The 21,924-nt window shown below is 44.0% G+C and carries 26 protein-coding genes; 5 read left to right on the forward strand and 21 right to left on the reverse strand.

Annotated features, from left to right (window positions below):
- Nucleotides 1–28 precede the first annotated feature (28 nt).
- The 3 genes from leuC to leuB are packed head-to-tail and all read left to right on the forward strand — an operon-like array spanning nucleotide 29 to nucleotide 2,883.
- Nucleotides 29–1,309, forward strand: a complete 1,281-nt coding sequence (gene leuC / locus ACPW7J_RS08435) for a 3-isopropylmalate dehydratase large subunit (RefSeq protein WP_425754973.1) — start codon at nucleotides 29–31, stop codon at nucleotides 1,307–1,309.
- Complete coding sequence (leuD, locus tag ACPW7J_RS08440) at nucleotides 1,309–1,797, forward strand: 3-isopropylmalate dehydratase small subunit (RefSeq protein WP_425754974.1); 489 nt, start codon at nucleotides 1,309–1,311, stop codon at nucleotides 1,795–1,797. The genes leuC and leuD overlap by 1 nt, the downstream gene beginning before the upstream one ends.
- A 15-nt stretch (nucleotides 1,798–1,812) precedes the next feature.
- The gene (gene leuB, locus ACPW7J_RS08445; protein WP_425754975.1) at nucleotides 1,813–2,883 is read left to right on the forward strand and encodes a 3-isopropylmalate dehydrogenase; all 1,071 of its coding nucleotides are present in this window, start codon (nucleotides 1,813–1,815) and stop codon (nucleotides 2,881–2,883) included.
- A 94-nt stretch (nucleotides 2,884–2,977) separates the two neighbouring features.
- Here leuB and ACPW7J_RS08450 read toward each other — a convergent pair whose 3' ends face one another.
- The 9 genes from ACPW7J_RS08450 to ACPW7J_RS08490 all read right to left on the reverse strand — a co-directional run bounded on the left by ACPW7J_RS08450 (nucleotide 2,978) and on the right by ACPW7J_RS08490 (nucleotide 11,330).
- On the reverse strand, nucleotides 2,978–4,126 hold the full coding sequence (locus ACPW7J_RS08450) for a DHHW family protein (protein WP_161874844.1): 1,149 nt from the start codon (nucleotides 4,124–4,126) through the stop codon (nucleotides 2,978–2,980).
- Nucleotides 4,127–4,148: 22 nt separating this feature from the next.
- Entirely contained in the window at nucleotides 4,149–5,543 is a 1,395-nt protein-coding gene (locus ACPW7J_RS08455) for an MBOAT family O-acyltransferase (RefSeq protein WP_425754976.1), read from the reverse strand.
- Nucleotides 5,530–5,991: a DUF4358 domain-containing protein gene (locus ACPW7J_RS08460; RefSeq protein ID WP_425754977.1), complete on the reverse strand. Its 462-nt coding sequence runs from the start codon at nucleotides 5,989–5,991 to the stop codon at nucleotides 5,530–5,532. The genes ACPW7J_RS08455 and ACPW7J_RS08460 overlap by 14 nt, the downstream gene beginning before the upstream one ends.
- Nucleotides 5,991–6,791 (reverse strand): GDSL-type esterase/lipase family protein, encoded by an 801-nt coding sequence (locus ACPW7J_RS08465; protein ID WP_161874841.1) that lies wholly within the window; start codon nucleotides 6,789–6,791, stop codon nucleotides 5,991–5,993. Before ACPW7J_RS08465 ends, ACPW7J_RS08460 begins: the two co-directional genes overlap by 1 nt.
- Before the next feature lie 261 nt (nucleotides 6,792–7,052).
- Nucleotides 7,053–7,265, reverse strand: a complete 213-nt coding sequence (locus ACPW7J_RS08470) for a cold-shock protein (protein ID WP_161874840.1) — start codon at nucleotides 7,263–7,265, stop codon at nucleotides 7,053–7,055.
- Between the two features lie 279 nt (nucleotides 7,266–7,544).
- Entirely contained in the window at nucleotides 7,545–9,203 is a 1,659-nt protein-coding gene (locus ACPW7J_RS08475; protein WP_425754978.1) for a DUF4368 domain-containing protein, read from the reverse strand.
- Between the two features lie 108 nt (nucleotides 9,204–9,311).
- The gene (locus ACPW7J_RS08480; protein WP_004060039.1) at nucleotides 9,312–9,611 is read right to left on the reverse strand and encodes a hypothetical protein; all 300 of its coding nucleotides are present in this window, start codon (nucleotides 9,609–9,611) and stop codon (nucleotides 9,312–9,314) included.
- Complete coding sequence (locus tag ACPW7J_RS08485) at nucleotides 9,608–10,972, reverse strand: relaxase/mobilization nuclease domain-containing protein (RefSeq protein WP_425754979.1); 1,365 nt, start codon at nucleotides 10,970–10,972, stop codon at nucleotides 9,608–9,610. The genes ACPW7J_RS08480 and ACPW7J_RS08485 overlap by 4 nt, the downstream gene beginning before the upstream one ends.
- 1 nt (nucleotide 10,973) lies before the next feature.
- Nucleotides 10,974–11,330 carry a plasmid mobilization protein gene (locus ACPW7J_RS08490; protein WP_425754980.1) on the reverse strand — a complete coding sequence of 119 codons (357 nt, stop codon included), beginning with the start codon at nucleotides 11,328–11,330 and terminating at the stop codon, nucleotides 10,974–10,976.
- 257 nt (nucleotides 11,331–11,587) lie between these two features.
- Here ACPW7J_RS08490 and ACPW7J_RS08495 point away from each other — a divergent pair, with 257 nt between their 5' ends.
- A complete protein-coding gene (locus ACPW7J_RS08495) occupies nucleotides 11,588–11,779 on the forward strand; it encodes a hypothetical protein (protein ID WP_425754981.1) in 192 nt (63 codons plus the stop codon).
- 16 nt (nucleotides 11,780–11,795) lie between these two features.
- Here ACPW7J_RS08495 and ACPW7J_RS08500 read toward each other — a convergent pair whose 3' ends face one another.
- The 7 genes from ACPW7J_RS08500 to ACPW7J_RS08530 form a co-directional block, all read right to left on the reverse strand.
- Nucleotides 11,796–12,245: a DUF6194 family protein gene (locus ACPW7J_RS08500; RefSeq protein WP_425754982.1), complete on the reverse strand. Its 450-nt coding sequence runs from the start codon at nucleotides 12,243–12,245 to the stop codon at nucleotides 11,796–11,798.
- A gap of 203 nt (nucleotides 12,246–12,448) precedes the next feature.
- Nucleotides 12,449–12,874, reverse strand: a complete 426-nt coding sequence (locus ACPW7J_RS08505) for an RNA polymerase sigma factor (protein WP_425754983.1) — start codon at nucleotides 12,872–12,874, stop codon at nucleotides 12,449–12,451.
- A 496-nt stretch (nucleotides 12,875–13,370) separates the two neighbouring features.
- Nucleotides 13,371–13,574 carry a cysteine-rich KTR domain-containing protein gene (locus ACPW7J_RS08510; protein WP_425754984.1) on the reverse strand — a complete coding sequence of 68 codons (204 nt, stop codon included), beginning with the start codon at nucleotides 13,572–13,574 and terminating at the stop codon, nucleotides 13,371–13,373.
- Nucleotides 13,553–14,074: an AAA family ATPase gene (locus ACPW7J_RS08515; protein WP_425754985.1), complete on the reverse strand. Its 522-nt coding sequence runs from the start codon at nucleotides 14,072–14,074 to the stop codon at nucleotides 13,553–13,555. The genes ACPW7J_RS08510 and ACPW7J_RS08515 overlap by 22 nt, the downstream gene beginning before the upstream one ends.
- 18 nt (nucleotides 14,075–14,092) lie before the next feature.
- The gene (gene def / locus ACPW7J_RS08520; protein WP_425754986.1) at nucleotides 14,093–14,548 is read right to left on the reverse strand and encodes a peptide deformylase; all 456 of its coding nucleotides are present in this window, start codon (nucleotides 14,546–14,548) and stop codon (nucleotides 14,093–14,095) included.
- The gene (locus ACPW7J_RS08525) at nucleotides 14,520–14,783 is read right to left on the reverse strand and encodes a helix-turn-helix transcriptional regulator (RefSeq protein WP_425754987.1); all 264 of its coding nucleotides are present in this window, start codon (nucleotides 14,781–14,783) and stop codon (nucleotides 14,520–14,522) included. Before ACPW7J_RS08525 ends, def begins: the two co-directional genes overlap by 29 nt.
- A 212-nt stretch (nucleotides 14,784–14,995) precedes the next feature.
- Nucleotides 14,996–15,370, reverse strand: coding sequence for a TnpV protein (locus ACPW7J_RS08530; protein WP_425754988.1), 375 nt, complete (start codon nucleotides 15,368–15,370; stop codon nucleotides 14,996–14,998).
- Between the two features lie 181 nt (nucleotides 15,371–15,551).
- On the opposite strand from ACPW7J_RS08530, the gene ACPW7J_RS08535 reads away from it, so the two are divergent.
- On the forward strand, nucleotides 15,552–16,523 hold the full coding sequence (locus ACPW7J_RS08535) for a DDE-type integrase/transposase/recombinase (RefSeq protein WP_425754989.1): 972 nt from the start codon (nucleotides 15,552–15,554) through the stop codon (nucleotides 16,521–16,523).
- A 41-nt stretch (nucleotides 16,524–16,564) separates the two neighbouring features.
- Here ACPW7J_RS08535 and ACPW7J_RS08540 read toward each other — a convergent pair whose 3' ends face one another.
- From ACPW7J_RS08540 to ACPW7J_RS08560, 5 genes are read right to left on the reverse strand one after another with little or no spacing between them, the layout of a single operon-like run.
- A complete protein-coding gene (locus tag ACPW7J_RS08540) occupies nucleotides 16,565–17,083 on the reverse strand; it encodes a 4'-phosphopantetheinyl transferase family protein (RefSeq protein WP_425754990.1) in 519 nt (172 codons plus the stop codon).
- The gene (locus ACPW7J_RS08545) at nucleotides 17,076–17,327 is read right to left on the reverse strand and encodes a phosphopantetheine-binding protein (RefSeq protein ID WP_161874838.1); all 252 of its coding nucleotides are present in this window, start codon (nucleotides 17,325–17,327) and stop codon (nucleotides 17,076–17,078) included. Before ACPW7J_RS08545 ends, ACPW7J_RS08540 begins: the two co-directional genes overlap by 8 nt.
- A 23-nt stretch (nucleotides 17,328–17,350) precedes the next feature.
- Complete coding sequence (locus ACPW7J_RS08550; protein WP_425754991.1) at nucleotides 17,351–18,994, reverse strand: AMP-binding protein; 1,644 nt, start codon at nucleotides 18,992–18,994, stop codon at nucleotides 17,351–17,353.
- Nucleotide 18,995: 1 nt separating this feature from the next.
- Nucleotides 18,996–20,054 (reverse strand): HD domain-containing phosphohydrolase, encoded by a 1,059-nt coding sequence (locus tag ACPW7J_RS08555; RefSeq protein WP_161874836.1) that lies wholly within the window; start codon nucleotides 20,052–20,054, stop codon nucleotides 18,996–18,998.
- Nucleotides 20,041–21,924, reverse strand: coding sequence for a histidine kinase N-terminal 7TM domain-containing protein (locus ACPW7J_RS08560; RefSeq protein ID WP_425754992.1), 1,884 nt, complete (start codon nucleotides 21,922–21,924; stop codon nucleotides 20,041–20,043). Before ACPW7J_RS08560 ends, ACPW7J_RS08555 begins: the two co-directional genes overlap by 14 nt.

Here is a 21,924-nt window from a genome sequence, read left to right on the forward strand (position 1 = left end):
ATCAATTCCACAGGAGGTAATCAGAACAATGGGAATGACAATGACACAGAAAATTTTAGCAGCCCATGCCGGTCTCGACACTGTCGCGGCCGGTCAGCTGATCGAATGTAATCTGGACGTGGTAATGGCAAACGACATTACCGGTCCTATGGCGCTGCCGATCTTCCGGCAAATGGCGGATAAAGTCTTCGACAAGGACAAAGTCGTACTGGTTCCAGACCATTTCACGCCGAACAAAGATATCAAGTCCGCACAGAACGCCAGAGATATTCAGGACTTTTCCAGAGAACAAGGTCTCACCCACCACATGGTTCAGGGAAAATGCGGCGTAGAACACGGTATTCTGCCTGAACAGGGTATCGTTTATGCCGGTCAATGTATTATTGGCGCTGACTCTCACACCTGCACCTACGGCGCGCTAGGCGCATTCGGCACCGGCGTCGGCACCACCGACATCGCAAGAGGTATGGCGACCGGTCAGGCATGGTTCAAAGTGCCTACCGCGATCAAATTCGTACTGAAAAATAAACCATCCCGCTATGTAACAGGCAAAGACATCATCCTACACATCATCGGAAAAATCGGCGTAGACGGCGCTCTATATCAATCCATGGAATTTGTCGGCGACGGCATCGCTAGCTTAACCATGGACGATCGTTTCACCATCTGCAACATGGCAATCGAAGCCGGCGCAAAAAACGGTATTTTCCCTGTTGACGACCAAACTATCGCTTACATGGAAGAACACGCACCGGGAAAAGACTACCAGATTTTCACAGCAGATGACGACGCTGTCTATGAACAAACCATCGAAATCGACCTTGCTGAGATCAGACCAACCGTAGCATTTCCGCATCTGCCGGGCAACGCGCACACCATCGATGAGATTGAAGCCAGCGAAAAAATCATGATTGACCAGGTTGTCATCGGCTCCTGCACCAACGGTCGCATGAGCGATATGCGAAAAGCGGCGGCAATTCTGAAAGGAAAAACCGTGCACCCGGAAGTCCGCGTCATGGTCATCCCTGCTACTCAGAAAATCTTCCTGCAGTGTATGGAAGAAGGACTTGCGAAAATTTTCGTAGAAGCAGGATGCGCCTTCAACACTCCTAGCTGCGGTGCCTGCATGGGCGGTCACATGGGTGTCATGTGCAAAGGCGAAAAATGCGTATCCACATCCAACAGAAACTTTGTGGGTCGTATGGGCGATGTGGAATCCCTGATTTACCTGGCTTCCCCAGAAGTTGCTGCAGCCAGCGCTCTGGCAGGCTATATCGCAAATCCTGAAAAGATTGGAGGAGAAAAATAATGAACGCAAAAGGCAAAGTTTTGAAATATGGTGATAACGTAGACACTGACGTAATCATTCCTGCAAGATACTTAAATTCCTTTGACGCAAAGGAACTGGCAACCCACGCGATGGTCGACATCGATCCAACCTTTGTGGAACGACTGGAACCTGGCGACATCATGGTCGCCGGTAAGAACTTTGGCTGCGGTTCTTCCAGAGAGCACGCCCCACTGGTGCTGAAAACGGCGGGCGTCAGCTGTTTAATCGCAGAAAGCTTCGCAAGAATTTTCTACAGAAACGCCATCAACATCGGCTTTCCAATCTTGGAATGTGAAGAAGCCGCCAAAGACATCGTTGAAGGCGACGCCGTGGAAGTAGACTTTCAGACCGGCGTCATCTATAACCGAACCAAGGGCGCCGAATATCAGGCGCAGCCATTCCCGGAATTTCTGCAGAAAATGATCTCCGCAGGCGGTCTTGTAGGCTATGTCAATTCCAAAAAATAACAAGGAGAAACGCAAATGAACTATAAAATTGCTGTAGTCAAAGGCGACGGCATCGGACCTGAAGTCATCGCCGAGACGATAAAAGTATTAGATAAAATCGGAGAAAAGTTCGGGCACACCTTTGAATACACTTACGTCCTTGCCGGCGGAAACGCCATCGACGAAGCGGGTCAGTGCCTGCCTCCGGAGACCATTGAAATCTGCAAAAAATCTGACGCCGTCCTGCTGGGCGCTGTAGGCGGTCCTAAATGGGATCACCTGCCGGGTGACGAACGCCCGGAGCGGGCGCTTTTGGGACTTCGCAAAGCCCTGGGACTTTTCGCTAACCTGCGCCCTGCCATGGTCTTTGATGAACTGGCTGACGCTTCCCCGCTGAAACCGGAGCTTTTAGCAGGCGGTCTTGATATCGCTGTAGTTAGAGAGTTGACCGGCGGCATTTACTTCGGCAAAAAAGGTACCATCGCAGAAACTGACCTGGGTCCTGCCGCTTACGACGTAGAACAATATGCCGAGGAAGAAGTACGCCGCATCGCGAAAGTCGCTTTTGATATGGCGATGAAGCGGGACAAAAAGGTAACCAGCGTCGATAAAGCCAACGTACTGGAAAGCTCTCGCCTCTGGAGACGGATTGTAGGTGAAGTCGCAAAAGAATATCCGGAAGTAGAACTGGAAAATTTCTATGTAGACAATGCCGCTATGCAGCTCGTGCGAAATCCGAAGCAGTTTGACGTCATCGTCACCAGCAACATCTTCGGCGATATTCTCTCCGACGAGGCAAGTCAGATTACCGGCTCCATCGGTATGCTGCCGTCGGCAAGTCTGGCGGAAGGAAACTTCGGCATGTACGAACCAGTCCACGGCTCTGCCCCTGACATCGCAGGACAGAATCTAGCAAACCCGATTGCCACGATCCTCTCCGCCGCCATGATGCTGCGCTATACCTTCGGACTGACTGCCGAAGCAGACACCATTGAAAACGCTGTCAAAAAATTCTTAGCCAAAGGATACAGAACGCCGGACATTGCGGCGGGCGGTCCTTCTATCGGCACAAAAGAAGCCGGCGATATGATTGCAAAAATGCTGTAAATAACAAGCTGTAAATCAAAAAAAGGATCAATAAATGAGGTGACCCCTAAAAATCGATCCTTTTTTTAATTCAGCAAAATATAGTCTGCAGCGACTATGCAGTTATCATCATTTCCAGAGAATTGTCATTGAAGAACGTATTGGCATTGTAAAGGAACATTACATCCGTAACCCCTTCCGCTTTCATAATGTCATCGATATCATCATAGAAATAGCGAGGATCTACAACAATAATTTCTCGAAAATTTTGTGCGAGAAACGGAATCATGCTATTAGCATAAGAGTCCTTTACCAAAAGCAGCCTTCTGTCAGATGCGGTCGGTGTTTTAATGGTATACAGCGGATGATTACTTCCTCCGAATACCGTATAAGCATCTTTCGTATCAAGATTTTCAAGCTGATAAAACTCTGTAGTCTTTGTCTTCGTATCAGCATAATAGATTACAGAATTTCGATAATCCTTATCCTTGTTGGGCATATAAATAGTAAGGGGATCATTTTTACCATTGGTGAATCCGCTTTTGGAAGCCAATGTACCGCGAAAATCATTTTTTACAACATATCGCTTATATTCTACATTATCTTTTAGCTTCATGGCAGAAACCACTTTCTTATAAGCCAGAAATGCTCCATCCGTAGTCCAGTGGTGATCAGTTCTGTAATAAAGCTGGCTTTCTTCATCATTGTGCTTTCTCAAAATCTTTCTTATATCAATCGGCTGAATGCCACAGTCTTTGACCTCTTTATAAAATTGATCCATATATTGATTCTGATCTGCCATTTTTACAGTTACAGGCAGCCTTTCTTCCAATATATTCGCGGCGTTTGGAGCCAATAAGAAATACATATTCAGTTTTTTGTGCTGGCGTTTAAATTGATTTAAGCTTGCAACGGTATTTTTCATCCAATGCTCTGTAGGCTCTGCTATAGATTCCATCAAATAATTATCTTTGCATCGATAAACCCCATTTGACTCCAGTTTACCACATGTCACATCAGATGCCGTCTTTACCTTAATGAAAGCGTTCCTGGCCAGGAACTGATCATTGACATAGGACTCCAGCTTTTTCTCATATCTTCCTTCTATATAAGAATGTAAAGTAAGCTGCGGCTTTTCCTGCAAGACCCTGTTCTCCTCCTCCGAAAAGGTTTTGTCACTGGTGAACAGGTTGCAGATAAATACGCCTGCCAATATGGCGATAAAGCAAAGTCCCAATATGGAATTCGTTGATTTTTTATTCATGTTTTTTCCTCTATATAGCATATTAGAACCTGAAATACAAAAACGGATTATAGCTGCTGAACACCAGATAGGCGGTGCACAGTATAAGGAGTCCCAATATCAGGAGAATGCTGAGAAAACTGTATTTTTTACTCAGTACTTCAAATTGCTTCATGGGCTCAGGCGTTGCAATAATGCAGCCCAACAGCAAGAATACCCAATTTGTACGTAACAGGTATAGAGTAACAGTGTCAGCAAAAGGAACGCCGCCCACACAGAAAAGCACCTGCAAATAATGCCAAGCTTCAGTAAGATTCTCACTACTAAAGAATACCCAACCTATGGCGACAATTATCATAGAATAAATATGCTGCACAGCTACAGGACACTTTTCCAGATATTTTCCCCAAAAGTATTTCTCCATAATCAGCAATATACCGTAATAAAGACCCCACACGACAAAATTCCAGCTGGCGCCGTGCCACAGCCCGGTCAAAGACCAGACGACAAGCAAATTCAAAATGTGCCGCTTAACAGGAACTCGATTACCACCCAACGGAATATAAACATACTCTCTAAACCATGTTGAAAGAGACATATGCCACCTGCGCCAAAACTCTGTAACCGTTCTGGAAATGTATGGATAATTAAAATTCTCCAGGAATTCAAATCCAAACATTTTACCAAGTCCAATAGCCATATCAGAGTAGCCACTGAAATCAAAATAAATCTGCAGCGTGTAAGCTATAATACCTGTCCAATAAGTGAGTACCGACGCCTGACCCTCCGGCATAGCAACCACCGCAGCATGAATCGCGCCCAAGTTATTAGCGAGGATAACTTTTTTCCCAAGACCTATGATAAAACGCCGCGTGCCTTCTCCAAACTTTTCTAAAGAAACGGTTCTGTTCTCAAGCTGCGTAGCAATATCTTTGTACTTTACGATAGGGCCTGCAATCAGCTGTGGAAAGAGAGCAAGATAAAGTGCAAAATGAAGAAGATTCTTCTGTACACGCACGTTTCCTCTGTAAACATCGAAAATATAAGACAGCGCCTGAAAGGTGTAAAAGGAAATACCAATCGGCAATGCCAGCGCAGTATACTTCATGTCTGTTCCCAGCAGGCTGTTTACAGTATCCATAAGAAATCCATAGTATTTAAAAAAGCACAGGATAAACAGATTTACAATTACTGTAAAAATCAGTGTGCTTTTTCCGGTTTTATTATGGATCTGCTCCCGCTTGATATCTATTGCCATGAAATAATTGAAGACGGCGCTGAATATCATCAACACAACATAGATCGGCTCACCCCAGCTGTAGAAAAAGATGCTGGCAATGAGCAAAACCGGATTCTTAAATTTACCAGGGACGAGGTAGTAGATAAATAAGGTCACTGGCAGAAAGTAAAATAAAAATATAATACTACTGAACAGCATCGGAAAATACCCCCCCTATATCTTCTGCGTTTTTATCCGTACAATAAAACAGATACTTCCCTTTTGTGAAAATAACAGCATCTGAAAGCAAAGCAACCTGCTCCGGACCATATCCGTCAAAGGTTGCGGTTTGCACCGCCACTCGTTTCTCTACAGCATCCTTGACGCTGTCTAAATCATCCTTTTCATGAACTTTTACAATCAGTACCTCATCGACGCTTAGGGCTTCTTTTCCTTTGTAATATAGATGTGAATCATACTGTTCATAGTCCAATCCTAAAAATTGCATTAAATTTCGATTATCACACTTTGCCATTTGCTCCATATCGCACTTTGCGGTCAATTGTTTTTCTATTTCCTCCATAGGGACATCCTTCGCACCGGCTCTCGCATAAACACTGGTTAAAAATATCATTAAAATTACAACGAAAACTGCTTTCTTTATCATTATATTCCTGCCTTCAAAATCATATTGTTCATCCAGAGCGGATAGTAGTCGGCAGTAACATGAATGCCGTCCCCCGCATAATATTCAGGATGTTCTTCTATAATATACGTATTGTCAATGTAGGTTAATTTTAAATCCTTACACATTTGTTTCAACGCGTTATTGAATTTCTTATAATTACCCAAAATCTCATTCGATGCAATCGCCGACTTTGCCGGCGGAGTAATCCCGTTAACCAAAATTACAGTGTTTGGAGAAATCTTCTTAAATTCCTTGATAAGAGAAGTATATTTCTCTATGAAAGCGTCGGCATTGCCGCTGTAGTTACCCATATCGTTCATACCGAAGGAACAAAAAGCGAAGCCTGGATACGTCTTCGCCGCGGAGGTAAATAACTCGTCACCGCTGATAATAGACGCTCCGATCCTGCAGAAAACCTGCTCGCTTCCAAGCCACCCATAGTCGGCAAGTCCCTCTGTGATGGAATCCCCCAGGATCGCGCTGGTGGAAAAAATTCTGCGATACTGATCCTTAGACAGTCTTTTCGTCACATCAAACGTTCCCTTTGCTTCAGTAATCTCCAGATTTTTAATCTGCGCCTCAATAGTCGTCACCTTTGAATAGTCAAAGGTCGCTATAGTGGAAATGTTTTTCCTGATTTTCTTCTCGCTATAGTCCGCGTTCTCGTTTCCTTTAAAACACTGTATAAAAAATAGGCTTACCAAAACCAGTAAGACTATGATAAAAATCAAAAACTTTTTCCCCGGTACTCTCTGCTCCGTTCTGTTAGCTTGTCTCATGTTGTATAGTCTCCTTATCCTCAGATACATATATAATCATAGCAAACCCAGAAGAAAAATCAATAGAAAAAAACAAGATCTTTCTTAATAATTCTTAAGAGAGATTGTCCGATTTTCTACGTTCAGTTTGACCCTTTCTTGATAATCTTATGCTGATGTGCAAACGCCAGATAAATACGCGCACACAAAAAGCCACCAAAAAACCGGTGACTTTCTGCTAGCTTATATTGAACACACTGCTTTTAAATATTAAAAACCGTATTAAAGAACGGTTACGTTAGCTGCCCGCATTTTGCTACTGTTCTTTGGATCAACCTCCACATCAAAAGAAACCCTCTGTCCTTCCTCCAATGTTTTGAAACCATCCGACTGAATAGCAGAAAAATGAACGAATACATCGTCCCCGCCATTATCGTTCTTAATAAAGCCAAATCCCTTCTCAGCGTTAAACCATTTTACTGTACCTTCTTGCATATTCAGTACCTCCATTTTATATTTTGTAGGACCAATATAAACAAAAAGCCTGACCACATCCGCAAATCAAGAAAAAATTGACTTGCAGCTCTATTGGTCAGGTTCAAATTTCTATTGACTACTTTTTCATCATATCATATTTTTCTAAATAAGTAAAGCGTTTTCTAAATACACTGCCATATAATTTTGTAGAGTTACAATTGATGGGTTAAACCAGATAGGGATAAAAATAGATATGTATCGGCAGGAGCATAGATTTTCTCCTGCCACGCCTTATATTTAGGCGGTTTGACGTTTGGTACGATGCATATATTCCTGTTCCATTTCCCGCATTTCCTCGTCCGTGGGGATGTCCACAATCCCGACATAGGAATAGTAAATGTCGATTTGCTGTGTCCGTCTCCCGTCCTTTTTCTCACGCTCATGGACTACGATTTTATCCACAAATGCGTTCAGGACTTCGGGCGTTAGCTCGTCGATGCGGGTGTATTTCTTGGTGACGGCTATCAGCTTGGCGACATTGGTCGCTTCCGTGTCGGCTTCGCTGACCTCGGCTGTCAAGGCTTCGATTTCCTGCTTTAGCTGTTCCTGCTCGGCTTCATATCCGTCTGACAGCTTGTAAAAGCGTTCGTCATTCAGCTTTCCGTTGACATTATCCTCATAGATTTTACGGAACAGGCGGTCAAGCTCCTTTATCCGCTTTTCGTCCCTTTCTATCTGTTTCTGCTTTGCGGATAACTCATATCTGCGTTCCGCAAGGGTGGCGTCAATCTGCTGTCGGATAAACACACGCTCAAACTGCTGTAAATAGGACAGGAACTGCTGAAGCTGTTTCAGAACTAACTGTTTTAACGCGTCCTCTCGGATATAGTGCTGCGTACATTCCTTTGCCCTGCTTGTCCTTTTATACATGGAACAGCGGAAATGCGCATATCCGTTTGCTGTGGCTAAGCTGAGTTTCGCCCCGCAGTCGGCACAATAGAGCAGCCCCGAAAAGATACTTGTCAATCCGCTTTTGGTCGGTCTGCGCTTGTTCGCCCGTATCATCTGCACTTTTTCCCACATATCCCTGTCAATGATGGGTGTATGGGCGTCCTCGATATACGTCCGCCTGTCCTTTGCAGTTGGGATGCGTTTCTTGCTCTTAAAGCCTAAACGGGTGGATTTAAAGCTCTCCGTCACGCCGATATATGCCACGTTTTCCAGAATGGATGCAATCATGGACGTTTCCCAGTTATAGGGATGTTCCGATTTTTTTGCAACGCCGATTCCCTTTGACACCTTGTAGGCTGACGGTGTAAGCACTTTATCTTCCCAGAGGGCTGTGGCAATGGCTGACACGCCTTTTCCCTGCATACAGAGTGAGAATATCCTGCGGACGACTGCCGCCGCTTCCTCGTCTACGAGCCAACGGGTTTTGTCATCTGGATTACGCAAATATCCGTAGGGCGGTGCGCCTAAATGCTCCCCCGCAAGCCCTTTCGCTTTCTTGACTTCCTTTACCTTTTTGCTCGTGCTTTTTGGATACCATTCGTTGAATAGGTTGGTAAAGGCGGCAAATTCGTTGCTCTCAAGGCTGCCCGTGTCCACGTTGTCCATGATGGCGATGAACCGCACGCCCGCTTCAGGGTAGATGATTTCGGAGTAAGAGCCGACCTCAATATAGTTCCTGCCGAAGCGTGACAAGTCTTTGACAATGACCGTTTTTACAAGCCCTTTTTCAATGTCTGCCGACATTTCCTTAAAGCTTGGGCGGTCAAAATTCGTACCCGTATAGCCGTCGTCCACATAGAATTTCGGGTTAGGGAAACCGTGTTCTTTTGCGTATTTCATCAGATATTCTTTCTGGTTTACAATGCTGTTGCTTTCGCCTTCCCGTCCGTCATCTTGGCTTAATCTACAATACAATGCAGTAAATTCTTCCTGCTGTCTTTTCATAAAGCTCTCCTTTCCGACAGCAGACACGGTATTGTGAAGTGTAGGTACAGTGTACCACATCTGCCCTTAAACTTCAACGCTTTAAAGCGATAATTCTTCCGCTGCCTGTTATTCCTCGTCATCATCACCCCAATTCTCATCATAAAATCCATATCCCTGTGCGCTACGCCGAAAAATATCCGTAAGTGTTGCAAGCAAGTCCCTCCCGTCTTTTCGGAAATGGGCGTTGACGGTGTATTCCGTGCCGCCGATTTTCTCGGTAAGGCTCATCGGCTCTGGGATGCGGACAAGGGGAGTGACGTTCTGGACAGGCGGCAGAGGGGGATATATTTTGTCGGGATTTACCATAGGGACATCCTTGTATTTCTCCATAATCGCCTGTATTTCTTCCACGGACAGTCTGCTCATCGCAATAATTCCTCCCTCCTGCGGTCTGCCTTGCCTGCTCTGACGTTTGTATTTGACCGCTGATTTTCAATCGTGTCGTGGATTTGGTCTAAGCAGTCATCAATGTGGGCGGAGCGTTTCTCTATCCCGTCTGCATATTTCAGCCGCTTCCTAAGCTCGGTTATCTGTTCCGTCACGCCCTGCTTTTCTTCCCGAATTTTTTCTTTTTCGGCTGGTGTGGCACGGCGTACCTTGTTCCGCAAATGCTGTCGGTAGTCAATCAGTTTATTCATTTCACTCTGGTTTTGCTCCCTGTCGGCGTGTAAGTCGGAGAGTGTAGAGATATTATGCTTTGACATATACCGTACCTGTGCGGTAATCTCGTTCAGTTTCCGAATCTCCTCTTTCATCAGCGGGCTTGTCGGCTTGTAGTCCGTGCCTTCGGGGAATATCCCCAACTGATAGCACCAGTAGTAATACAACGCTAAGATTCCCGTGGTTTTCTGATGCGGTTTCCATGCGTTTTTATACTGCTCTGGCATATGGGGAGAGTAGGAAATCCTCGCTTTGTAGTTCCCAAGTTTGTACGCTCCCCTCAAACATGACTGTATAAAATCGGGAGTCAACCGCTCGTCAAGCGTGTCTAACCTTGTGAAATGCTTGTATTTCGGCAGCTTCATTTTCCAATGGCTGCCCGAAAAATCAACCTCATATCCCTTGTCGATAAGGTATTTCATCATGTGCTGTAAATCCCTGCTCCCATTGATTGCCTCCCTTAAATCCTCCCGATAGACGTTGTATCTTGTCGGCTTTCCGCTTTTTTCGTCCAGATAAAGCGGTCTTGACGGGGCTTTCTTGGGGTTTTTAATCACCGACAATCCGTACTCTCGGCATAAGCGGTCGGACACTTCCCGCAACCTTTTCTGCTCCGATTTTGAGTAATTGTATTTGCTCCCATCCAGATAGGAAACAGAGTTAAAACAGAAATGGTTGTGCAGATGCCCTTTGTCAAGGTGGGTGGCAACGATTATCTGATATTTGCCGCCCCACATTTCCCTTGCCAATTTTAATCCGATTTCGTGGCACTGTTCGGGCGTTACCTCGTCTGGCTTGAAACTCTGATAGCCATGCCAAGCGATATATCCGCCTGTCTTTTGGTACTGTTTCTTTGTCAAAATCATCTGCTGTAAGGCGGTTTCTTTCAGACAGTTGATGGCAGAAACATACTCACCTTCATTTGTTTTTGACGGATTTTTTACATAGGAGAACACGTCAAAGAAGTCCTGCATATCTTGATTCGGCACGGTCTTTTCTGGGTTTTCTATATAGTCAATCACGTCTTTTATGCTCCCTTTGACATGCCATAGGCTCGTTACCGCCATATCAGACCGCCCCCTGTTCTGTCAATTCTTCTACGCTAAACTGTTGTGGGAGCGTTGTTTTCTGTTGCAGTTCTAAGATAAAATCTTCAATCTCCTTACAGATTTCAGCAGCGGTTGGATAGTATGGAACACACTTTTTGAAAGCGTCATGCACTTCGTAGAGCTTGTTTAACAGTTCCCAAAACTCGGTTTTAGGCTGTGGCTGCGGGGCGTTTCCCTTGCATAACTGGCGCATAAATTCTGCTGCGGACAGACCGCAAGCGGCGGCGCATTGCTTTAATTTTTCATGTTCTTCCTCGTTCAATCGGACGGTAATCGGAACATTCCGCACATCCTTTTCTGATTTTTCTCTGCTCATTTTCCTCAATCCTCCAGTCTTATTTTTCTTTCTTCGGGGTAAACAGGGGCTGTCCCCTGGGTGAAGTCCACACGCCTTTAGGCTGTGGATTGGATTGTGGCTGACACAATCCGATGCTCGCTATCTCTGTGGACAACGCCGCAGAGCATTTTTCTTATGCAGCGGCATTCTTCCATACCTGTCTTACCCTCCGAAAAGAAAATCCTATGTCCTTTCCACCTCCGTTTTGGATTCGATTTCTCTTGACTTTTGGATAAATGAAAAAGCCACTACACTGCACCACGAACGACAGGAGAGTTTTCTCCTGCTCGGATTCGCAATGCTATGTAACGGCTTTGGGATTCAAAACCATGCTGCCATACACCAGCCGAAAAGGGCAGCATACTTTCAGCGGCGGTCAGCCTTATCCGTTGGCTGACATTCCATTCTTCCATCTATGTGCTATTTAATTTTCTATCTTCAAGATTACTTCCTGCGTTTCTTGAATTTCTCCTTTGCATATTCGTAGGCTTCTTGGATATATGGTTTCAATTCCTCGAATGTCTGTTTAGAGGGGTTCAATGCACATATCCACGCCATCCATGCGTAGACGGGATGGGGGAGTATCTCATTCAATATGGTAAAGTCATAATCCATATCTACAACGCCGCCCGCTGGTGGACGTTTTGGGATTGCCCCAAACAATTCCGCAAAAGTGCTTTTCCGTATTCCCAGATTAACACGGTAGACGTTCTCTCTGTTTAAATCAGAACCTTTGTCATTATCACCGTCCTTTTCCTTAACCGTCAATATATAAACGCCACGCTTCAGTTCATGGTTTGGGTTATAGAAAATCCCTTTTTCGCCCCAACTTTCAACTAGGACTGTTCCCTCAAGGTTTTGAAGGCAGTAATTCAATAATTCATCTGGTGTCATTCTGACAGCTCCATTTCCGACTTACTTCTAATTCTCCTATGAGTATCTTAGAATATCATAGTGACTATAACTGTGTCAAGATTTTGGACAAATTTTTTAGTATTCCCTATGGACGGAAATTTTATTCACCTATTTTGAAAATTGGGCAAGGGAATTTTGTCCCTCACCCAATAGTCCATAAGAAAACAGAAAATATTAGATGCTTATAAAATCTTCCGCAGCTTTTTCCGCAAGTGGTCTAGCCTTGCATAGATAGCACCCGTTGTCAATCCCACAAGAGGGGCAATTTCCTTTGTGGAATAGCCCTGCATTTTCAGCAGGATGATTTGCAGGGTACGCCTGTCCACCGTAAGCAATGCCCGATACAGAGTTTCGTCCTCAATCTCGTCCAGTAAATCAGCAACCGTCTTTAGCTCGGTATCTTGCTCCCTGTCTGCCATCCCCTCAAGGTATTCGCCGAAGTCGCTTGTCCAATGGTAAAACCGCCTGTTGGAATTGAAGTCTGCCCTGTCGTCTGTGCGGATTTGCTCAATGGTGGTTTCTTCAACTCCGTGTTCCCTCAATATTTTTTCCTCGGCTTCTTTCCAGATAAGCCATTTCCTGTTCTCCCGTCCGTTGTTGTATGCCATTCCTTATTTCCTCCAATCCGAATTTTTGAAAATGTAAAAATCCAGATTGGAAAGGCGGCGAACGGCAGCCAACAGCAGAAACAGCCCCTCGGCACATTCCGATAAAAAACGACAAAAGAAAAACCGCAAAGGTTCTGTGACCTCTACGGTTATGAGTGATACATATTCTGTTAAGTGGAGATTCTACTTCTGGTTTCATGGTGAGAAGTAGCGTTGCATGGGCAGGGATTTTTTTAACAGGTTATCCGCCCATCCTCGGTATGGTTTATGTAAGTAGAAGCTGTTGCTTGAAAGCAATAAAAATCCCTCCAAACTTCAAAAGCGAAGTCGGAGAGTGTTTAGAGCATAACAAATCAGCTCACCGAAACATCGTTTTTTTTATTCGGTGGGCTTGTCCTAACTATGGCTATATAAAAAACAGAGCCGATAAATCTGTGATTGCTCACTTGTTCATCGGCTCTGCATCTAATGTGTCTGGCTCTTTGTGTTACTGGGATTATGCCTCGATTTCCAGTCTGTTAATAACCCGTATTTGCAAATTTTTTGCCTCGATTAATGTTTCCTGTCTGCATTTCGGACAATAAAGAGGATAATTTTTTAATATCGTATCCTTTCTAAACCTGTTACGGGTTTTATTTCCACAGACAGGACAGCGTATCCATTGCGTTTTATCCATAATTATCTCCCTAACTCCTTGCATATTTTTGTAAAACCATCAGATTGCTGCACCAAAACAATTTCTCCCTCGCCATGCGGCTCTTGAAAACCATTATAATGATGTTCCAAGATTTCATCAGTTATTACAAATGGAGAGTTTGCATGTAAAGATAAATTTCTTTGCCCCAATCTTCTTTTCAGTGTTTCTTTACTCGCCTTTAAATATATGAGTTCTACTATGCCACCTGCATCTTTAATTATTTTTTTGTAAAAATCTCGATTTTCTTTATTCCAAAAACTAAAATCCAGAATAACATTTTTCCCATCTTTGATAAGACCTAACATTTTTTGGCGAAGTATCGCTTCAACTTTTTCTGATAATTCTTCATATTGATTATCTGGGTAATCCACTCCCTTTTTCCCGTGAAGTTTCCACATTTCCTCATCAATAGAAAGTCTGATATATCCTTCTTTTTCTTTCTTCTTTGCGTAAGTAGTTTTCCCTGACCCGCATACTCCGCACATCATTATAACTTTACTCATATATACACCTCTTAAAAATCATACATCTATTTCTTCAATAGCCTTATCTAAAAATATCTCCCCATCTAAATGCTCTAATTCATGGCAAAAACATTGTGCAAGTCCATCCTCGGCAGTAATCATTATTTCCTCCCCGTATTCATTCTGTGCTTGGATTGTGACCTTTTGAGGACGAATTGTTTTCACGCAACGGTTAGGAAAACTAAGGCAAGCTTCCCTACATTCCTGAACACCGCTGTATCCTACAGTTGACGGATTTACCAATTTTAGACAGCATCCATCATAATCAATTACAACAAGGCGTTTTAGTATTCCCACTTGGTTTGCTGCAATAGCTGCCCCATTTTCAGTATGTTGAAGTGTATCCAACATATCATTAAGGATTTGTCTGATTTTGTCGTTGACCACCTTTACTTCCTTACATCTTTTACGCAAGATTGGGTCATCATAATACCGAATATTTCTTAATGCCATTACTTTCCCTCCTGCTACTATCAGCCCTTGACTTTCTTTGGCTTTCTTCGAACAAAAACACTTCCTCAATAGGACAATCAAAAATTTGTGAAATATCATAAGCAAGCCAGATAGATGGTTCAAATTTTTCGGTCTCAATAGCGTTAATGGCTTGCCTTGATGTTCCTACCAGTTCTCCTAATTGTTCTTGGGTCATTCCTTTTTCTTCTCTCAATTCTCTGATTCGATTTTTCATTTATAAGCTCCTCTCTGTAAGGTTGACTTTACTTATTATATTCTTTATTTTCTGTAATGTCAACCTTACAAAAAACATTTATAGCCCCTTTCTACGACTTTATATTCCATAACTGTTCAAATGAACTGTGTCAAGTGCAGAAGTGTAAACTTTAATCAAAACTCCCCCGAAAAGAAAAGCGACAGAACTTTTACCCTCTGCCGCCATGTTGCCTATGCGTAAATGATTTCCTCGTTCACAATCTCCATCGCACAAGCCCTTATGTTATTGAGCCGTCCTGTCCATTCTAAAGCATTCTCTGCCTTTAGCTGTTCCGTTATGCCCTGTGCCTGTTTCATGTCCTCTATAAGTCTTCCAAAGCGTTCCTGTGCCTGTCTGTTGATGTCGGCAAGGTAAGTGTTCAGATTGCCGCTTGTGAGAAAATTAATGTATGTAACCTTTTGGTGCTGTTTCAGATAATTCAGATGCCACTGTCCCCATATGCCTATCAGCTGTTCTTCTTCGGCGGGTACAGTCAAGCACGGTATTAAATAATCACTTTCTTTTCGGTATGTGCCGCCTAACTGTTCAAATAATGATTTTGCCATTTTGTAATTCCTCCAAATAAGATATTCACTCCACATTGTTATGTCTGCTGTCTTAAACACAATTTTGAGTTTTCTCCTTATCTGGTTTCATTCATGTGACACTTGCCTATAGAAAAAGACGATAGGATCTGTTAGAATGTTAATCACCACAAAAAACATATCTGAAAGGAACCCTATCGTCATGAACAGTATAACACAAACTCAACGATATTTGCCACATGAAATTTCTACCCGTTTTTACGCAGTGAATCTTTATCGCAGCGGTCAGTCCGTCGCCTTTGTCTGCAGGCGCTACCATATATCTAAATCTTCCCTTATGCGCTGGAACAAACGCTTTGATGGTACGAAAGAGTCCCTTATGGATCATTCTCACAGACCCAAAACGCCTCATCCTTCTTCTCATACCACTGAGGAACTCAAGTGGATTCGTGATTTGCACAGACGCAATCCCCACGCCTCCGTCTGCGAAATCTATGGAAAATTACGTACTTCCAAAGGGTATCGCAGGCATCCCGGCTCTCTTTACCGTGTATTTTCTCGGCTAGGGTATACCAAGCAAAAAGTGACTCCCACTAACAAATATACTCCAAAGCCTTATGCGACTCCTCAGGCTGTTGGTGAAAAGTGGCAGATGGATGTGAAATATGTGCCCTCTGCCTGCTATACTGGCTCTATGCCTGACAAATTTTATCAATATACAATCATAGATGAAGCTTCCAGACAGCGCTTCCTCTACCCATATAAAGAACAGAGTTCTTATTCTACCGTTAATTTCATAAAGCGCGCTATCCAATTCTTTGGATATACACCAAAAATGATTCAAACGGATAATGGCGCTGAATTTACTTATCCAAAAGACTACAAAAAACTACATCCGATGGATAAACTCTGTGATGAACTTGGCATTACCCACAAGCTGATTCGTCCACGCACACCAAGACACAATGGCAAAGTAGAACGCAGCCATCGATTGGACCAGGAGCGATTTTACAATTACCTGTATTTCTACTCCTATGAAGATTTAAAAGTGCAGATGCTCCGCTATCTAAAACGTTACAACAACACCCCTAAACCAGTCCTTGGGTGGGCTACACCTTTGGAGAAAAGGGCATCTTTAGAATTGCATTCTCATGATACCATATCGTCAAATTGATGCTCCCTTTTTGGTGTCACATCATTGACAAAACAACATTTCTAAATACACTGCCATATAATTTTTCTTTTTTTCTCCGTACATACAGCCATACTGTAACCGTTCCGCTGCCCATGCCAGAAATACACATTCGGACAAAGCTCCTCCCCAACTACAGAAAAATTTCCAAAATCGTCGTCCAAGCCCCTTCCGGTATACTTTACAAAGCTTTCCTTTGCTGTCCAAATCCGAAAAAACGCCTGCAAAAATTCTAAATCCGCGTGCATAATCCAATCTCTTTCCGCCGGATGAAAATACCGCTCCGCAATTTGCCTGTACCGCCTGACTGCCTCTTCAGGACCATCTCTCATATCCCACCGCTGCAAGTCCATACCCACCGGACAGTCCGCCAAAGCAACAGCAAAATAATCCCCGCTGTGGCTAATGGAAATGAATTTTCCATCAAAGGGTTTCAGCCACGGCTTTCCCCTCTCGTCTTTCACCACGGCTTTTCGAAGCTGTTCAATATACGTATGCTTTTCCCTCCGGAATGAATACACGATAACAGGTGAATCACACATCTATTCTCTCCAATAAGTCTCTCTCCTTTATGTAATTGATAATATCCTGTACCTGATGCAACTGCCATACATCTCGATTAGGAATTTCCACATCAAACAGATTTTCAAACGCGCATACGATATTCATGATATCAAAAGAAGAAAGCGCCAAATCCTGCACGAAATCGGTCTCATACGTCAAGTTTTTCTTTCCTGTCACCTTAAATACAATATCCTGAATCAATTCCAATAACTGATCATCCATAATCCGTTCCTCTCTCCTCTCATTTATTTCACCAAATGTCGCTTAATTTTCATCATAGCCGTCTTTTCAAAATCTTCTTCTCGCAGATTCACCATCTGGATCTGCTGATATAGCGGCAGCGTATCGTTTATACTGTCAATATGCCGCTGCACCTCTTTCAGAATTTCATAAGAGGACATATCCTTCGTTGCTTCTTCATCAGGAAAAATACTGGCGGCCAGTTTCACGTCATCTGCTGAAACTCCGCTGGCTGCACCGTAGACCATTACGTTCTTTACCAGAGAATTCTTTTTGATTTCCTGTTCCAAACGTTCCGGCGAAATTTTTTTCCCATTCTTAAACACGATAATATTCTTTTTACGCCCTACGATGTATAAGAAACCGTCCTTATCGACCATGCCGATATCACCGGTTTTAAACCACTCGCCTTCCATCACCTCTGCAGTTTCCTCTGGCATACGATAGTACCCGTTCATCAGATTCTTACCACGTACAAGGATTTCCTCATCCTCTAGCTTTATCTGACAGGAAGGCAGTACCATCCCTACAGAATCCAGCTTTCTGGCCTGATTTCCATTGACCGCTACCAGCGGACCGCATTCTGTAATACCGTAGCCTTGCAGCATAATCAATCCCATCAGTTCAAATTCTTCCGAAATGTCCTTATCCATATGCGCTCCGCCGCAGATAATAACAGAAAGCTCGCCCAGAACTTTTTTTCTCAGCTCCGTCAAGGCTTTTCCCGTAGACTTCATACCCACTTTCCGCTTTAACCGTTCCATTAGAAAAATTTTCTTCAGTATGCTCTCTTTTCCGGACTGTCTGGCTTGCAGCCACATCTGATTGTGAATTGCCTCTACCATCAGAGGCACTGTCAAAATAGAAAACGCATTGGCCGCCTGTAAATCCCGCATCACAGTCTTTAAATTTCCATTGAGAATCAGCGACGCGCCTCTGGCCCAGGTTGCCAATACCGCGCAAGTCATTCCGTATGTATGACAGAGCGGCAGCGCCGAAAAGGCTCTCATACCTCCATCCACATATACGTTGCATTCACAACCATTGACCAACAACGCGCGGTGGCTTAGCATCACCGGTTTTGATACGCCCGTAGTCCCTGAAGTAAACACGATAGCAGCTGTACTGTTTCCATTTAATACTTTGGCAGGGTCTGGATCAATTTTCGCGCTATCAATACCTTCCAGGACTTCATCGATTCCCGTCAAACCGTCTTTTCCGTTTCCCAACAGAAAACATGGCGTTCCATTACTTTGCTGCTCCTCAACCAGAGGAAGACAGGAGGATGAGGCGAAAACTGCTTTAATATCTGACATCTCCAGCATCTGCTGAATAACCGCAACCGGCTGCTCCATATCCACACACACAGCTGTCCCGCCGCTGACTGCCGCCGCCATATATACCAACAGCCATTGATAACTGTTTTCACCTATAATGGCCAAATTCTTACCGTTTAACCCTTTATTGTCCAGCCAATGCACCAGCTTGTAGATATCCTCTGTCAGATGACGATAGGACCTGGTATATAGATTGGCCTTTCGATCATACCATTCCACTGCGTTCCGTTCCCCATAGTCGTCATGGATACATTGAACAAAATGCCCGAAATCATTGTAATACTTAATATGGTCGTTCAAAATTTTCTTCATTCTAGACTTCCCCCCTGCTGCAAAACTCCTCGATAAAGCCTTCTTCTCCATAGCGCTTTAACAGAGCAAAAAAAGCCTGCACTACAGCATCATCAAATTGCTTGTTTCTTCCTCTCTCCAATTCCCCTACCGCATGTTCCAACGGTACCGGTTCGCTGTACTCCCTTCGTGAAATCATCGCGTCGAAGGAATCCGCTACCGCTATAATTCTGGAGGCAAAAGGGATCTCATCGCCTGCTAAATTATCAGGATACCCTTTTCCGTCTATCCTCTCATGGTGACTTCTGACCAAAGGCGCTAAACTCTGAAACTTAGACAAACCCTGAAGGATATCAGCGCCTACTCCGGGATGCTTTTTAATCTCATGAAATTCTTCTTCAGACAATTTTGCTGGTTTCAGCAAAATACGATCCGGCACGCCTACCTTTCCTATATCGTGAAACAAAGCGGCAATACGAATATGCTCCGTTTCCTCTGCCGTCAAAGCCAATTCCTCTGCCAGAGCATGCGCAAGTTTAGAAACCCGATCAGAATGTCCCCGAGTTTCTCTATTTCTGGCATCCACTAAACGCCGTAGGGTCTCAATGATTTCCACATAAGCCTTTTCCATCGCCGCATTTGCTTCTGCCAATTCCGTCTGATACGCTTTAATATCCCGCATCTGTCTGATGGATTTCACGCAGGATTCCACTAATAATTCCAATTGGTCAAACCGGTCGCTTTTCTCATAGTAGCCCTGAATGTCCAAAGAACGTATCGTTTGAACCGGCGGCGCCATGCTTTTATGTCCCGTTAAAAGCAGAATAAAAATATCTTTGTTAAAAGCTCTGATTTCTTCAACTACCTGATCGCCGCAAATGGGACTCATCAAAAAGTCAAGGAGCAAAATATCATAATTTCCTGTCCTGACCCTTTCTATTCCTTTATAAGGATCATTCTCTGCATCGACCTGATATCCGCTGCGCTGAAAATATGCCTGCAGCGTTGAGGTCATCAACGGATCGTCATCCAAAGTGAGTATAGAGAATTCTTTCCTTCCCGTATTTTTATGCTTTCTCACCGATATCTTCTCCTTTCTCTCTCACACTGACGGTGACCCGCTCCATCGGAATCGCAATGCTGAAAATTGCGCCGCCCTCCGGATTATCCTCCATGTAAATCGATCCGTCAAACCGTCCTCTTATGAGAACATTAGATATATATAATCCAAGCCCTGTGCCTTTCGCGCCCTTACTGGTAACCATGGTCTTAAACAGCTTATCCCGTACTTTTCGGCTGACGCCCGGTCCTGTATCCGTTATTTTAATATGCAGCTGTTCCATGTCTGCTCCCACGTCAGCATAGATAATTCCTCCGCCAACCTGTTGCTGCGCAAAGATAGCATTAGAAAGCAAATTATTGAGACACTGCACTAAATTATTGATATTGCCTACCAACGCGAAACGCCTCTCGTCCTCATAGCGAACCTCCATCCTGCATTGTCCAGACAGCAGCTCATGACGCATAAGCAAAGAGCATCTGTTTAACGCTTCCTCCAGATCAAAAACAGTATCCTCCTCCATCACACTGGATGCCTGCCCTTTGATAGCGGTAATAATATCTGACATATAAGTCATGGCCTCTCGCAATTTCTGACTCCATTCCCTTTGTTCCGCATAGATCTCACGAAAGTCATCTTCCGTAACCACTGGATCTCCTAAGCTGTTTTCGCATTCTTCGACCAGTGCATCCAGCGCCGCAAGACCCCCTGAAACACTCATAATCGGCGTTTTCAGATTATGAGCGAGACCACCGATCATCTGTCCCAAAAATGCCAATCGTTCCTGCTCCATCATTCTCTGACGGCTTTCCTGAAGCTGGTGCAGGCTTTCCCGAAGCTTCGTCACTTCTTTGAAGCTGAGTACAAAACCCTCGATTCTATCATCGATAAACAGAGGAGATGCTTCTACCATATAATAGATCTTTCTGACAGTCTCTCCTTCCTGGATATGCATGGCCTGCTCATAAGACACCACCGACTCACTTTCCTCACTGGATTGAACCGCCGTAATCATATTAAAAACAGCCGTCTTTTTGGAAATATCATCTTCCTTTACACAATCGTGCAGATATCTGTTTTCACTGATTCCATATTTCGACGCAAAAATAGCGGCAAACTGCTTATTGTATGTAATAACCAAACCGTTGGCAGAAAGCACCAAATAGCAGTCAGAAATCCAGTCTAAAATATGCCGCGTTGCAATCGGTCTGATATCCAGAAAATGCATTTGGTAAATAGCATAACCGTGCATAAGAATCGGAACAAGAAAGCTGATCGGCGTAGCTGTAATCGGCAGACTGGCAGCAGAAAAAGTCGCGACTGCGCTGACGATCATAGGAAACATGCCGCCGATAGAAAACAAGACGCACTGTACCAGATACAGTCTGCTCTTATTCTTCCACGCGAAACGAATCATGGTAATCATACCTACTATGAGGCAAAAGTAGCTATAAGCGCCAGTTACATTGACAAACGGCCCGAATACAATCTCATCCTTCACAGTGGAAAAAACTCGATATTGCAGATGATGCCACGGATTGGTAAACGCCACGATCACACCGGCCAGAGGTACTAAAAACAAATACCATGCTTTCGCAGGTAAGCGATCCCATCCTTTCACAAAAGCGATGGCAATGCACAGGTACACACCCGATGAAAGCAGACCGCCCGGTGAAGTACAGCAGTCCAAGAAAAACATGATCCTCGTGTCCGCCGGATTGACAAAATGCATCGCGATCAACGGAATAACCCATGCGGCATAGCAAAGAGCCAGCGCCAGATACAAGCGATGCATCAGGTGCAGCTTTTCATGACGTATACACCAGATCACGAAGATTAAAATTGCCGCCAATGCACAGACAAAGATAGCAACCGCGCCTGTCGATACCAT

The organism is Ihubacter sp. rT4E-8 (assembly GCF_049852125.1).
In the GTDB taxonomy this organism is placed as follows: Bacteria; Bacillota; Clostridia; order Peptostreptococcales; family Anaerovoracaceae; genus Senimuribacter.

Coding starts and splice junctions, on each gene's coding strand:
- leuC (WP_425754973.1), top strand. CDS start 29: ATGGGAATGACAATGACACAGAAAATTTTAGCAGCCCATGCCGGTCTC.
- leuD (WP_425754974.1), top strand. CDS start 1,309: ATGAACGCAAAAGGCAAAGTTTTGAAATATGGTGATAACGTAGACACT.
- leuB (WP_425754975.1), top strand. CDS start 1,813: ATGAACTATAAAATTGCTGTAGTCAAAGGCGACGGCATCGGACCTGAA.
- ACPW7J_RS08450 (WP_161874844.1), bottom strand. CDS start 4,126: ATGAATAAAAAATCAACGAATTCCATATTGGGACTTTGCTTTATCGCC.
- ACPW7J_RS08455 (WP_425754976.1), bottom strand. CDS start 5,543: ATGCTGTTCAGTAGTATTATATTTTTATTTTACTTTCTGCCAGTGACC.
- ACPW7J_RS08460 (WP_425754977.1), bottom strand. CDS start 5,991: ATGATAAAGAAAGCAGTTTTCGTTGTAATTTTAATGATATTTTTAACC.
- ACPW7J_RS08465 (WP_161874841.1), bottom strand. CDS start 6,791: ATGAGACAAGCTAACAGAACGGAGCAGAGAGTACCGGGGAAAAAGTTT.
- ACPW7J_RS08470 (WP_161874840.1), bottom strand. CDS start 7,265: ATGCAAGAAGGTACAGTAAAATGGTTTAACGCTGAGAAGGGATTTGGC.
- ACPW7J_RS08475 (WP_425754978.1), bottom strand. CDS start 9,203: ATGAAAAGACAGCAGGAAGAATTTACTGCATTGTATTGTAGATTAAGC.
- ACPW7J_RS08480 (WP_004060039.1), bottom strand. CDS start 9,611: ATGAGCAGACTGTCCGTGGAAGAAATACAGGCGATTATGGAGAAATAC.
- ACPW7J_RS08485 (WP_425754979.1), bottom strand. CDS start 10,972: ATGGCGGTAACGAGCCTATGGCATGTCAAAGGGAGCATAAAAGACGTG.
- ACPW7J_RS08490 (WP_425754980.1), bottom strand. CDS start 11,330: ATGAGCAGAGAAAAATCAGAAAAGGATGTGCGGAATGTTCCGATTACC.
- ACPW7J_RS08495 (WP_425754981.1), top strand. CDS start 11,588: ATGAAAAAGCCACTACACTGCACCACGAACGACAGGAGAGTTTTCTCC.
- ACPW7J_RS08500 (WP_425754982.1), bottom strand. CDS start 12,245: ATGACACCAGATGAATTATTGAATTACTGCCTTCAAAACCTTGAGGGA.
- ACPW7J_RS08505 (WP_425754983.1), bottom strand. CDS start 12,874: ATGGCATACAACAACGGACGGGAGAACAGGAAATGGCTTATCTGGAAA.
- ACPW7J_RS08510 (WP_425754984.1), bottom strand. CDS start 13,574: ATGCAAGGAGTTAGGGAGATAATTATGGATAAAACGCAATGGATACGC.
- ACPW7J_RS08515 (WP_425754985.1), bottom strand. CDS start 14,074: ATGAGTAAAGTTATAATGATGTGCGGAGTATGCGGGTCAGGGAAAACT.
- def (WP_425754986.1), bottom strand. CDS start 14,548: ATGGCATTAAGAAATATTCGGTATTATGATGACCCAATCTTGCGTAAA.
- ACPW7J_RS08525 (WP_425754987.1), bottom strand. CDS start 14,783: ATGAAAAATCGAATCAGAGAATTGAGAGAAGAAAAAGGAATGACCCAA.
- ACPW7J_RS08530 (WP_425754988.1), bottom strand. CDS start 15,370: ATGGCAAAATCATTATTTGAACAGTTAGGCGGCACATACCGAAAAGAA.
- ACPW7J_RS08535 (WP_425754989.1), top strand. CDS start 15,552: ATGAACAGTATAACACAAACTCAACGATATTTGCCACATGAAATTTCT.
- ACPW7J_RS08540 (WP_425754990.1), bottom strand. CDS start 17,083: ATGTGTGATTCACCTGTTATCGTGTATTCATTCCGGAGGGAAAAGCAT.
- ACPW7J_RS08545 (WP_161874838.1), bottom strand. CDS start 17,327: ATGGATGATCAGTTATTGGAATTGATTCAGGATATTGTATTTAAGGTG.
- ACPW7J_RS08550 (WP_425754991.1), bottom strand. CDS start 18,994: ATGAAGAAAATTTTGAACGACCATATTAAGTATTACAATGATTTCGGG.
- ACPW7J_RS08560 (WP_425754992.1), bottom strand. CDS start 21,924: ATGGTATCGACAGGCGCGGTTGCTATCTTTGTCTGTGCATTGGCGGCA.